This window comes from Bacteroides sp. GD17 (assembly GCF_038448625.1).
GTDB lineage: Bacteria > Bacteroidota > Bacteroidia > Bacteroidales > Bacteroidaceae > Bacteroides.
The window spans coordinates 12,556-25,118 of sequence record NZ_JBCEZS010000012.1 but is presented as its reverse complement, the minus strand read 5'-3'; the positions used below and the strand labels follow the sequence as shown (position 1 = coordinate 25,118).

Sequence of the window (12,563 nt, the reverse complement as noted above, 5' to 3'; positions counted from 1 at the left end):
AATATCAAACGAATAAGACTTATGAAAAAACATATTATATATCTTCTGGCCTCAGGCTTCGCATTACTGTCGAACATGGCACTGACCTCGTGCAGCGATGATGATGCGGCGGATGCCAACGATGTGCTTATGGTGAAGTCTGTCCTGCCTACAAAAGTTATGGAAGGGCAGGTTGTTACCATCACCGGTACAGGTCTTGAGAAGGCCACTTCCGTTGTGTTCCCCGGCAATGTCTCTACAAGCAGCATTACCAAAGTAGGCAACGGCTATATCTCCGTAATAACCCCTGCTGGCATTTCTGCAGAGGGAGGAACAGTAACCATAGAAGCCGACGGCGAATCGGTAGAGTCGGTCATGAGGCTGACCATCGGTAAGCCAGAGCCTCTGCGCGTGGCTCCTCTCGACAAGGAGATAAAAATCAACGAATGTGTGGAGGTATACGGCAACGACCTCGAATTCATCACCAAGGCTTACTTCCCCGGTGAAGATGGCCGGGACATTGTGGTAGATGCAAGCAGCTTCAAGCGCAAAGCTACCGGTTCTCTCTACATCTATTCGCCCATGGGCATAAAAGCCGGACCTACCCAAGTGGTCATCGAAGACTGCAGTGGCAAGAAGTATACTTTGCCGGAGGTAACGCTGTCCGACGAGGTTGTAGGTGGCAGCGAGGAAACCGGAGGCGAAGGATATGCTCCCATCTGGCAAGGCAATGCCAATATCCCCAGTTGGGACGACTGGCAGTACCTGACGTCAGACCAACTGAATCTTGAAGGTTTCATGATTCGCGAAGGTATTATGATGCGTCTTACCTTCGATAATCCCGATGGTGCCAGCATATGCGTATGCGATGGTAACTGGGGTGCGCCCGATGTCGACGGCGAAGGTAATAACACCGTATGGGTTGATGCAGGTACTACCGAACTCGAATTCCCCATATCGCAGGGTATGGCCGAAACTCTGAAAGGGGGTGGTGGTATCATTGTCGGTGGTGTTAACTTCACGCTGAAGAAGATTGAGTTGTACCGCGAGTATCCTACACTCTGGCAGGGCGAATACACTACCGGCTGGTGGTGGTATCTCCCGGCATCGGAGCTCGACCTCTCGGCAATAACGCCGGAAGCCGGACAGACCATTAAGTTCACGTTCACTCACCATGACGCTCCTCAGACGTTCTGCCTGTGCGACGGTGCGTGGGGTGCTCCCTTCATCCGCGAGGGCGGTGAAAGCGGCAACAACATCACCCTTGCCGCCGGTGAGGACTTCCTGGAGTTCGAGATCTCGGAAGGTATGGCGACAACGATGAACGGCTCTGAAACCGCTCTCATTATTGGCGGGGACATCACCATCATCAAGATCCAGATCAAGACGGAGTAGGCACCATGTCGTGAAATCATGGCCTGGTATCTGCAGACATTCCAAGTCCGCCGGAGAACATTAGTTCTTCGGCGGGCTTTTCACTGACTTACTCCCCTCCTCCCCGGGAGGAGGGGTGCCCAAAGGGCGGGGTGGTAGAGGATACTCCAGTTGTATCGAACTGACAGTAACATAACGTATTTATGACAATGATGATTGTATTATTGTGTTTATTGATTTTGGTGGTAGTGGCGTTGGCATTTGCCTGCGTCTCGCTGTTTCTTCGCCTGAAGACCTTGGAGCAGCGGATACCAGCGCAGTCTATGGAGACGGAGCGAAGACTCGACATGCAGGTACCCTTGTCTCTAACCGAAGCGGAAGTGCCTTTGGTAAGCATACCTCCCTTGGGGGCGACGCCGGAGACTGCAGGCGAGGAGGAGGGGCGGCAGGATATGCCGAAGCATAAGATTGTGGTAGTGGACGACGATGCCGGGATGCGCGATTATCTGGGACAACAGTTGTCTGCCGACTTCGAGGTATTGGTGGCAGAGAATGGTGAGCAGGGACTTGCTTTGATCCGTGAAAACTGTCCTGCCATTGTGATCTCTGATGTCCGCATGCCTGTCATGACGGGTTACGAACTATGCCATGCACTGCGCCAGAATGTGGAGACCAGCCGCATTCCTGTCATCTTGATTTCCTTTTTGTCGGAGCGCGAGAACATCATCTATGGCCTGGAGGCCGGTGCCACAGACTATATTGTCAAGCCTTTCGACATGACAGTATTGCACACACGCATCCGCTCTATCCTGAAACGTAACCAGGAGCAGCTCGACAAGGCGGTGATGGCCCCTGTGCTGAGCAAGATGGAATACAAGAACCGGCAGGATAAGGAGCTGATGGACCGCGTGGTGGCTATTATAAAGGAACGTTTGCTGGACTCCGACTTCTCCATCAACGAGCTCTGCCAGGAACTGGACATGAGCCGTAGCACCGTCTACGGTAAGATAAAGGTGCTGACGGGGCATGGACTCAACGACCTCATCAAGACAGTGCGCTTGAACGAGGCGTACGAGCTGCTGCTCTCGCGGGAACTGAATGTGAGTGAGGTGGCCTACCGTGTGGGATTCTCCGACCCGAAGTACTTCAGCACATGCTTCAAGAAGCAGTTTGGCATCAGCCCTACCAAAGTATAATAGATATTATTGGATTTAACTTTATATTAAGAATATGGATACATATATCAGCGTAGCTCTAAACGGGGCAAGCATGATGGTTGGCGAAATGGATGCCAACGGCAACATATTAAGGTTGAAACGCTATCATGTGAACTGCTTTAATCAAGAGGCTTTGCTCGACTTGATTCTCTGTTCGCTGGAAGACTATAGACTCCACGAAGGCTATGTGGGCACGCCCTGCGCCATCGGGATGGGGCTCATCGGACGTGTGGACGGCGAGCGCGGTATCTGGCACCAGATAGACCCGGCCCGGACGCAACCCATCGATGTGGTGCACCGGGTGGAGGACGCCGAGGGACTGCCCTGCTTCATCGACAACGACGTGAAGGCATCGGGGCGCGCCGTGCAGCGTTGGGGTTTCGGCAAGACTTCGCAGAACCTCATCTACCTGTATGTGGGCACAGGCATTGCCGCCAGCATCATCGTGGAGGGGCGCCAGATACGTGGCAGCCACTTCAATGCCGGTGAAGTCGGTCACATGCGGGTGGGGGTGTCCGTAGGCGTGAAATGTCCCTGCGGCCGGACCGACTGCGTGGAGACCATAGCCTCCAGCATGGGCATAGACAGCTGTGCACGTCTGCTGCGCGGCCAGTATGACACGCGCCTGCCCATACCGGGCGATGATGAGTGCGTGTCGGTGGAGGAAGTGTTCCGGCTGAGCCGTGAGGGCGACCCGTTGTGTGTGAAGCTGGTGGAGAACGCAGTGGCGGCATTGGCCGACCTGATAATGAACCTGGTGCGCGTCTCCGACCCCGATATTGTGGTGCTGGGTGGCGAGATGGTGGCTGATGGCTTCTTATTGGAGAAGATTCAGCAACAGCTGCATGACGTGACTATGCGCTTTCTCACCAACGGCGTAGTGATTACCAAGCTCAACCCGAGGTTCATTTGCCTGCTGGGTGCTGGAGCCTTGGCCATCGACGGCATGGAGGAGTTGCTGAGCGAGAAATAGTAACCTTTGCCTCTTGCTTTTACGGATGAAATGAACTTTAAAAACGAAACGCCATGAAAATGAAAAATTTAATAGTGGGTGCGCTATTGTTTTCCTGCACCGGGCAAGTAAATGCCCAATCATTGAACTTACGGGCCGACAATATTGATCAGATTGTCAAGGCTATGACTTTGGAAGAGAAAGTAAATCTCCTGGTAGGTCGTAACGACTATCTCTTTGGGGGTTATGAGGAACAGGATACGGTTCCTCGTGTGATGGACCCGAATATCTCCGGATTTACTCAAGCAGTTTCACGGTTGGGGATTCCTGCCACCGGGCTTGCCGACGGTCCTGCCGGTGCTGTCGTAGTGACACGTCCCGATAACAAGAAAAGTTATTACGCCACAGGTTTTCCTATAGGTTCCCTGCTCGCCTGCTCGTGGAACGTTGAACTGGTGGAAACCATCGGCCAGGCAATCGGTAATGAAACGTTGGAATACGGCGTAGATGTTGTTCTGGCGCCGGGGATGAACATACACCGTTCACCGCTTTGCGGCCGTAACTATGAATATTTCTCTGAGGACCCTGTGCTGACCGGCAAGATTGCTGCCGCCTATATCCGCGGTGTCCAAAGTAACGGCGTAGGAGCCTGTCCGAAGCATTTTGCCGTCAACAGTCAGGAGACGAACCGTACGGAAGTAAACGAAATCGTCTCCCAACGCGCGCTGCGCGAAATCTACCTGAAAGGCTTCGAAATAGCCGTGAAGGAAAGTCATCCATGGACCATCATGTCCTCTTACAATCGCCTGAACGGCCCTTACACTCAGGAGAACCGTGAGTTGCTGACCACTATTCTACGTGACGAATGGGGATTCGACGGTATCGTAATGAGTGACTGGATTAGGTTGCGCAACACTGCGGCCCAGATACATGCCGGCAACGATCATCTGCAACCGGGTGAACAAAAGCAAGTGGATGATCTTCTCGACAAGGTGAAGACTAACCAGCTCTCTATAGCAGACATCGACATTTGCGTAAAGCGAATGCTGGGCTACATTGTGAAAACCCCTCATTTCAGAGAATATAAATACAGTGACAACCCTGATCTGAAAGCTCATGCCATCCTCACTCGCCAATCGGCAGCCGAAGGCATGGTACTACTAAAAAACGACAATGCTGCATTGCCCCTGAAAGGCGTGAAGAAAGTCGCCCTCTTCGGCTGTACCTCCTACAACTTCTGGGCAGGTGGCACAGGTTCGGGTAACGTCGTCAAGCCCTACGTAGTGAATATGCAACAAGGCCTCAATAATGCCGAACTTGAAACCACTGGAAACTTGAGAGAACTATATGCCAGATACCTCGATTACCAGCGTATCAAGAATCGTTGCGACCGCGGCAAGTCCCACGGCTATTACAGTGAAGAGAGCGATATACAAGAAATGCCCGTCGGCAAAGACTGCATCACCTATCAGGCTAAAGAAGCCGATGTGGCCATCCTCACCATCGGCCGTCAGGCTGGAGAAGGTAAGGACCGCACGATTGAAAACGATTTCAACCTGAGCGAAGTAGAGCTGAAACTGATAAATGACCTCTGCGATGCTTTCCATGCCCTCGACAAGAAAGTGATTGTCGTGCTCAACGTGGGTGGCGTTGTTGAAACCGCTTCTTGGAAAAGTCTTCCCGATGCCATTCTTCTGGCATGGCAGCCTGGACAGGAAGGAGGAAACTCAGTGGTGGATGTATTGCTGGGCAAAGAAAATCCGTCGGGAAAGCTGGCCATGACTTTTCCTGTCACTGCCATGGATCATCCCTCTTCACGTAACTTCCCGCTCAATGGCTACAGTGGACAAAGAGGTAGCAATGGGCGTGAAAACGTGGACTATACCCTGCACAAAGAAGGCATCAACATCGGTTACCGCTATTTTAATACCGTAAATAAACCGGTTTCCTACCCCTTCGGTTACGGATTGAGCTACACGGAATTTGCTTATGATGCTCCTGTTGTAAAAGCTGTCGGCGGAGGATTCAAAGCCACCATCCGCGTTAAAAACATCGGTAAGACGGCCGGACGCGAAAGTGTCCAACTCTATGTTTCCGCTCCCGCCGGCGGACTGGAAAAGCCTGCTTGCGAGTTGAAGGCTTTTGCCAAAACCAAACTGTTGCAGCCTGGCGAAAGTGAAGTGCTGATGTTCAATGTATCCGACTATGACTTGGCTTCTTTTGATGAAAGCACACAAAGTTGGGTGAGTGCCAAAGGAAAATACCTTGTGAAGTTCGGTGCTTCCATCGAGGATATCCGTGGTGCAGGGAGCTATCAGTTATCTAAGGAATTCACGGAAAAGGTTAATGACGTATTGAAGCCGACGATGGCTCTTGATGAACTAAAATTTTAGAAACGGGTATCTATATAAAATGACCGAGACAGATACTTTTTACAGGCAAAAGTATCTGTCTCGGTACAAAAGATTATATTTCTGAGCGAAGTCAAAAAATACTATATCCTTTTGCTTTCTTGATTGCCGTTATGGGAACCTTTTATTTAAGGAACGGATCTCCCTTTTTATCCTTGCTCACTACCCAACGGAAAACATTGACCAATAAAAGATTCTGTGTGGCGTCAATAAATTCTTCGTCGCCATGCCCTATGTTCAGGTAAACCATTCTGTAATTCTTATTCGACCATACGATAGGGAAGTCTCCGGATTTCACCACATCTTTGATGCCCAGCGGATAGTTCTTGGGGGAGAGGGAGAGCAGCACTTCCACGTCCTTGTTCTGGCGGGGACTGGGATTCCACTGATACCACTCGCTGGCAGGCACCACAAATGATGCCGGCAAGTTCTTAGTGACGGGATGTTCTGCATTGTCAACTTCAACCAATACCGGCTGGGGGGGCCAGTTGTTGCAATAGAACACCCCGCCGCCAAGGAACTTGACGAGCCAAGGCCAATTCGTGTTTTTGTCATTATAGGCGGCGGCGTGGAATCCTACCCAACCTCCGCCGTTCTCCATATATTGCTCAAAAACATCACGCTCGGCCTTGCTGCTCGGGGTTGTGTTAAGCATGATAATAACGTTGTACTCTTTCAGTTTCTCGTATGGATATTGCGAAAAGTCTGTGGTAATGTCCAATACGAAACCATTACCATAATTCAGCTTCTTAAAGAACTGTACAGCCTGTTCAGCAAACTGCACATGCGCTTCTTCTACATGCTGCGTGTAATAAACCAATGCCTTGAAGCGGGGCGCACGTGCGTAGTTAGCCGGATAGCCTTCAGGCTCTTGTGCATGCACCAACAAAGTACAAACACTGAATAACAAAATTAGAATGTTTCTCATGTCTTCTTTTTATTTATCATTTATATTAAGTAAACTATCACCTATCTCCTTATCCCTTTATCACCCATTTAATATTCCGCAATCAGCGACAGCCACTTCCCTGCCGATGTCACCCATACCTCTTTATAGCAGGCATTGTTCGTCTGTGGCCAGTAGGGGATGTCGTCATTGCCAAGGGTACGTATGCCTACCGGCATTTCTCCTGTTATCTCACCGGAAGAAAAACTGTTCAGTTGCGGGTAGTTGTGTCCTTCTCCATAAATCAGTGATTGTCCGAAGGGATTCTTGCCCACGGTCCAGTACAACTGCTCCCTGCCGATGTCGAGTAACTCTTTATCTTGCAGAAAGTTTCCGCAGATAGCAGCTGCCTTCCCGGTCGAGAGGTGAATGGCCGTGTTACCGTTGAATATATTGAACCAGACGGGGAAGCGCTTCACATAATGCTCCTTATCCAGCCGGATGCCTTGCTTTATCTGCTCCGTATATAGTTCCTCCGCATTAGTGGGCGGGAAGAGGTGGAGGGCGTAGAAGCCGGTGGTATCTTTATATTCCTCTGCATGATATACACCGCTCGGTATCATTCCGTACGGGAGGGTGTACTTCATCAGTCCTTTCAGATAATTGCCGTACAGTTCTATGGAGCGTGCCCATCGGGGGAAGTCGGGATGCTCCGGTTGCGTCTCGCACAGCAGGCTCATGGCTTGCATGTAGACCTGCTCGCGGGACTGATGTATATAATGTATTATTGACTGTTTCGATGTGTTCCGATAGAAGAAGCCACAAGTCTTGTCCTTGTCATTCAATGGCTCAGTACGTTGGCAGTCCAGCGTATAGCGGATGTACTCGGCGGCTATTTCTGCATAATAAGGCTTGTGCGTCAGCTTATAGAGCTGGCTTGCCGACCAGGATATGGTGGCCATATACTGGCTTTCGGAAGTATTGTAACTATGTTCGTAAGGCTGCAGAAACTTGTCGAAGCCGTCTCTTTTATACTTCTCCATGGCAAATGCAAAGTCTTCTTCGGCCACTCGGAGCAGATGCTCCTGCAGCATCGGGTCGTTGTCCAGCGTCATGGAGGCGTATGCTTCATATCCGGCATACAGGAAATTGTCGAATGCCATATTCTGTACACGTACCGTGGAGATATCATCCAGGGTATTGAATATACCGTCTTGCCAGATCAGGAGTCCTACACTGCTGGCACGGTAACCGTCGCCATAACGGTTCTTCAGGATGAACTCCACGCCCCATTCGGCTTCTTCCCGCAGGCGGGCGGCAAGGGCGATATTCTTATTCCTCAGTTTGTTGTAGGCTTCCAGCAGCGCGAAGGTTACGTCTCCCGTCTGAAGCGTCTGTTGCGAGAGGTCGCCTGCATCGTGCCATCCGCCTGCGTAGGAGATGCTGCGCCCATCGTGCCGGGACATCAGGTCGATGTGGCAAGTGCCGTGCTTGCCCGGAACCGGATATCCGCAACGCTGGCAGAAGATGAAGTTCAGCACTTTCCATTGCGAGTCCTCCCAAATGCTTTCTCCGATTCGGAAGGTGGGGGTTAGCAGATTGCCTGCTTTCAACCTATACTCACCAGGACGGTCGAAGGCTGTAAAATCAAGGAGTCCGAACCGCCCGATAGTACTCGTTTCTTCTTTGATGTCTCCCTCGTAGACTGTCTCACCATCCGGATTCAGCAACTGGAATCGCCTACTATTATATATAGGTGTATCTACATTGACAATAGCCGTTTTCGGACTGTTCAAGGCATATCCCGTAGTCGAATAGACAATCTTCCCTTCGGCAGGTACCCATCCGCTTACCTTTTCCGGATTCTTCACCGTCTGCAATTGCAGATTATTAATGTAGTAAACGGCAGAATCCCCCGTTGTCCGGTCCTTACCTTTCTGGGCGGTGCTGAAACGGATTTCCATGACCTTGTCCCGTTGATACTCGTCTATCTCGAGAAAACACTGGTTCCACTCTTTGTTCACCAGATTAATAAGGTGTGAACCGGTAGGCTGGTTGTAGCCTTGCTTGCCGGGAGTACCGGCATTTACAAACGTAAGGTTCACGTTGACTACGCGGGCGCCGTCACAATCGGGGTATATGGAGAATACAATCCGGTTGTACCGTTCCAGATTGGCGCCATTCAGTTGATAGGCGACGCTACTATTTCCGTAAGTGGCATAGTCCGGATCGGAAGGAGAGCCGGTAGCCCTTTTCCCGGTGTAGGTGGGAAATTGCAACTTGAGGCTTTCCGATAGAGGAAGCGTGTCACTTTGCAACACTTCTTTCTTCCACCCGTTAGCTTCAAAAGAATTCCCGGTATTTAACGGCAGGGGCTGATGTATCAATCCGCTTTCATAAAGTTGCTTTTCCAACTCTGCATCCTGAGTCAGGCGAACTTGCCCGTATGTAGAAAACTTACTTGCGGATAGTAGAAGTAAGATAAATAGTGTCTTTCTCATTTTTCAATGTCAACCTTTGGTTTCTGTGCTGCAAGGTTAGCCATTATTTGTCAAAATGAGGTTTGATAATTGCCATAAATACTTTAAAAACTATCTAAATGCAGGGAAATGATAGAATCTGAACCTCAGGAGATGTTTTTTAAACCTGGGCATCGAATGCTTTTTCTTCATTTTTTATCTTTATATTCTTCTTCTCTGCTTGTTTATTGTTTATTATTTTATAACTTTATCCCGTGAAACCGGGTTGTTGACCGAAAATGAGAGGAATATGCAGCATGTTACCAGGAGATTTTGATTGCTATTTTGACGTTTTATCATTATTTAATCAAAATATCACTATGTAATTTAGCTATTTTGAAAAGTTTCCCTATATTTGCAGTGTTGTTCGCTGACATTTTGATCGGATAACATTAAGTCAACAAGGTAATAACCTTTAAAACGTAATATTATGAATATCGAACGTATCATGTCCTCTTTGGAGGCAAAGCATCCCGGCGAGTCTGAATATCTTCAAGCCGTAAAGGAAGTACTTCTTTCTATCGAAGATATCTATAATCAACATCCGGAATTCGAGAAAGCAAAAATCATTGAACGATTGGTAGAACCCGATCGTATCTTTACTTTCCGTGTTACTTGGGTGGACGATAAGGGTGATGTTCAGACTAACCTTGGCTATCGTGTACAGTTCAACAATGCCATTGGCCCGTACAAAGGCGGTATTCGTTTCCACGCTTCCGTGAATCTTTCTATCCTGAAGTTCTTAGGTTTCGAACAAACCTTTAAGAATGCCTTGACCACATTGCCGATGGGTGGTGGTAAGGGTGGTTCCGACTTCTCTCCACGTGGAAAGAGCGATGCTGAAATCATGCGTTTCTGCCAGGCTTTCATTCTGGAATTGTGGCGTCACATAGGTCCGGATATGGATGTTCCTGCCGGTGATATCGGTGTAGGCGGTCGCGAAGTAGGCTATATGTTCGGTATGTATAAGAAGTTGACTCGTGAGTTTACAGGTACTTTCACCGGTAAGGGTATGGAATTCGGCGGTTCGCTGATTCGTCCCGAAGCAACCGGTTTCGGTGGATTGTACTTTGTGAACGAAATGTTGCAGTCAAAAGGCATTGATATCAAGGGTAAGACTATCGCTATTTCCGGTTTCGGAAATGTGGCTTGGGGTGCTGCTACCAAGGCTACCGAATTGGGAGCTAAGGTCGTTACCATCTCCGGACCTGACGGCTACATCTATGACCCGAACGGCATCAGTGGCGAAAAGATAGACTATATGCTGGAACTCCGTGCATCGGGTAACGATATCGTGGCTCCGTATGCTGACGAATTCCCCGGCTCTACTTTCGTTGCCGGCAAACGTCCTTGGGAAGTAAAAGCAGATATCGCTCTGCCTTGCGCTACTCAGAACGAGTTGAACGGTGAAGATGCACAGCACCTTATTAATAATAAGGTAATGTGTGTAGGTGAAATCTCTAACATGGGATGCACCCCCGAAGCTATCGACCTCTTTATTGAAAATAAGATAATGTATGCACCGGGCAAGGCTGTAAATGCCGGTGGTGTGGCTACCAGTGGACTGGAAATGTCGCAGAACGCTATGCACCTCAGTTGGAGTGCAGCCGAAGTGGACGAGAAACTCCACGCCATCATGCACGGTATTCATGCACAGTGTGTAAAATATGGGACAGAACCTGACGGTTACATCAACTACGTGAAGGGTGCGAATATTGCAGGCTTCATGAAGGTGGCTCACGCCATGATGGGTCAGGGAATTATCTAAGAGAAACTTTGTTTAGTTGTATTTGTATTTGTGGTTTGTGCTGCCCGCCCCTGCGAAGGTCCGGGCAGTACTTTTTTTTAGTTATGAGTGATAAATGACTTAAAATCGTTATTTTTGCATCTTGAAACCATAAATAACAAAGAGATGTTACAACCCGAATTGAAAGTGAGACGCGATAAGATACGCGCACTTATGGCTCAACAAGCAATCGATGCCGCTCTTATCACTTGCAATGTAAATTTAATCTATACGTATGGACGTGTTGTCAGTGGTTACCTGTATTTGCCGCTGAATGCTCCGGCCCGTTTGTTCATCAAGCGCCCCAATAATATTGAAGGAGAGCATATTCATACCATCCGTAAGCCCGAACAGCTTCCCGAATTACTTAAAGAATGTGGTTTGCCGATACCTGCCAAGCTGATGTTGGAAGGTGACGAACTGCCTTTTACCGAGTACACTCGTCTGGCTGCCTGTTTCCCCGAGACAGAAGTGTTGCCTTGTGGTACTTCTCTTATCCGCAAAGCGCGGAGTATAAAAACGAATATAGAGCTTGAAATCCTCCGTCGCTCCGGCATAGCACATGCCAAAGCCTACGAACAGATACCTTCTGTTTATCGGCCGGGAATGACAGACCACCAGTTCTCGGTAGAGATAGAACGGCTGATGCGTCTGGAAGGTTGTCTGGGAATCTTCCGTGTGTTCGGTCAGAGCATGGAGATATTCATGGGAAGCCTTTTGACCGGAGATAATGCTGCAGCTCCTTCACCGTACGACTTTGCTTTGGGAGGTGAAGGGCTTGATCCGTCTCTGCCCGGCGGTGCCAATGGTACTCAGCTGAAAGAGGGACAGAGTGTGATGGTAGATTTGGGAGGAAACTTCTATGGCTATATGGGAGATATGAGCCGCGTATTCTCTATCGGCAAGTTGCCGGAGCAGGCTTATGCTGCCCATCAGACTTGTCTGGAAATTCAGGAAGCTGTTGCCGGAAAAGCAAAACCGGGAGCAGTTTGTGAAGACCTCTACAATACAGCTATTGATATTGTCACGAAAGCCGGTTTTGCCGATTACTTTATGGGAGTAGGCCAGAAAGCTAAGTTCATCGGTCATGGCATCGGCCTGGAGATAAATGAAATGCCGGTATTGGCTCCGCGTATGAAGCAAGAATTAGAACCGGGCATGGTTTTCGCTTTGGAACCGAAGATTGTATTGCCGGGCGTAGGTCCTGTAGGTATTGAAAACTCTTGGGCAGTGACGACGGACGGTCTGGAGAAACTTACACTCTGTAAGGAAGAGATTATTGAGTTGTAATAGTTACGAGCTACAAGCTACGAGTTACAAGCTACAAGTCGCTGCGCTATTTGCCGCATGGTACTTGTAGCTCGTAGCTCGTAACTATTTCACCCTTCTATTAAGTTGGTTATTCGCCTTCGCCGGCTTTGATTTTCCAATCCGTTTCC

Annotated in this window: 8 protein-coding genes; 6 read left to right on the top strand and 2 right to left on the bottom strand. The window is 49.2% G+C overall.

What is annotated here, in order from left to right:
- Window positions 1-21 precede the first annotated feature (21 nt).
- The 4 genes from AAE250_RS17050 (at window position 22) to AAE250_RS17035 (ending at window position 5,915) form a co-directional block, all read left to right on the top strand.
- Complete coding sequence (locus tag AAE250_RS17050; protein WP_294597511.1) at window positions 22-1,374, top strand: IPT/TIG domain-containing protein; 1,353 nt, start codon at window positions 22-24, stop codon at window positions 1,372-1,374.
- A gap of 188 nt (window positions 1,375-1,562) precedes the next feature.
- Window positions 1,563-2,549 (top strand): response regulator transcription factor, encoded by a 987-nt coding sequence (locus tag AAE250_RS17045; RefSeq protein ID WP_294597514.1) that lies wholly within the window; start codon window positions 1,563-1,565, stop codon window positions 2,547-2,549.
- A 34-nt stretch (window positions 2,550-2,583) separates the two neighbouring features.
- Window positions 2,584-3,543 (top strand): ROK family protein, encoded by a 960-nt coding sequence (locus AAE250_RS17040; protein WP_294597516.1) that lies wholly within the window; start codon window positions 2,584-2,586, stop codon window positions 3,541-3,543.
- Window positions 3,544-3,602: 59 nt separating this feature from the next.
- Window positions 3,603-5,915 (top strand): glycoside hydrolase family 3 C-terminal domain-containing protein, encoded by a 2,313-nt coding sequence (locus tag AAE250_RS17035; RefSeq protein ID WP_294597779.1) that lies wholly within the window; start codon window positions 3,603-3,605, stop codon window positions 5,913-5,915.
- Window positions 5,916-6,057: 142 nt separating this feature from the next.
- Here AAE250_RS17035 and AAE250_RS17030 read toward each other — a convergent pair whose 3' ends face one another.
- The gene (locus tag AAE250_RS17030) at window positions 6,058-6,861 is read right to left on the bottom strand and encodes a ThuA domain-containing protein (RefSeq protein WP_294597519.1); all 804 of its coding nucleotides are present in this window, start codon (window positions 6,859-6,861) and stop codon (window positions 6,058-6,060) included.
- A gap of 68 nt (window positions 6,862-6,929) precedes the next feature.
- Window positions 6,930-9,320 (bottom strand): glycoside hydrolase family 9 protein, encoded by a 2,391-nt coding sequence (locus AAE250_RS17025; RefSeq protein WP_294597522.1) that lies wholly within the window; start codon window positions 9,318-9,320, stop codon window positions 6,930-6,932.
- Window positions 9,321-9,768: 448 nt separating this feature from the next.
- On the opposite strand from AAE250_RS17025, the gene gdhA reads away from it, so the two are divergent.
- On the top strand, window positions 9,769-11,106 hold the full coding sequence (gdhA, locus tag AAE250_RS17020; RefSeq protein WP_294597525.1) for an NADP-specific glutamate dehydrogenase: 1,338 nt from the start codon (window positions 9,769-9,771) through the stop codon (window positions 11,104-11,106).
- 144 nt (window positions 11,107-11,250) lie between these two features.
- Window positions 11,251-12,414 (top strand): M24 family metallopeptidase, encoded by a 1,164-nt coding sequence (locus AAE250_RS17015; RefSeq protein ID WP_294597527.1) that lies wholly within the window; start codon window positions 11,251-11,253, stop codon window positions 12,412-12,414.
- The last annotated feature ends 149 nt before the right edge of the window (window positions 12,415-12,563 follow it).

Excerpts from the sequence above, each read along its gene's own strand:
- AAE250_RS17045 (WP_294597514.1), top strand. The coding sequence starts at position 1,563 with ATGATGATTGTATTATTGTGTTTATTGATTTTGGTGGTAGTGGCGTTG.
- AAE250_RS17050 (WP_294597511.1), top strand. The coding sequence starts at position 22 with ATGAAAAAACATATTATATATCTTCTGGCCTCAGGCTTCGCATTACTG.
- AAE250_RS17015 (WP_294597527.1), top strand. The coding sequence starts at position 11,251 with ATGTTACAACCCGAATTGAAAGTGAGACGCGATAAGATACGCGCACTT.
- AAE250_RS17025 (WP_294597522.1), bottom strand. The coding sequence starts at position 9,320 with ATGAGAAAGACACTATTTATCTTACTTCTACTATCCGCAAGTAAGTTT.
- AAE250_RS17040 (WP_294597516.1), top strand. The coding sequence starts at position 2,584 with ATGGATACATATATCAGCGTAGCTCTAAACGGGGCAAGCATGATGGTT.
- AAE250_RS17035 (WP_294597779.1), top strand. The coding sequence starts at position 3,603 with ATGAAAAATTTAATAGTGGGTGCGCTATTGTTTTCCTGCACCGGGCAA.
- gdhA (WP_294597525.1), top strand. The coding sequence starts at position 9,769 with ATGAATATCGAACGTATCATGTCCTCTTTGGAGGCAAAGCATCCCGGC.
- AAE250_RS17030 (WP_294597519.1), bottom strand. The coding sequence starts at position 6,861 with ATGAGAAACATTCTAATTTTGTTATTCAGTGTTTGTACTTTGTTGGTG.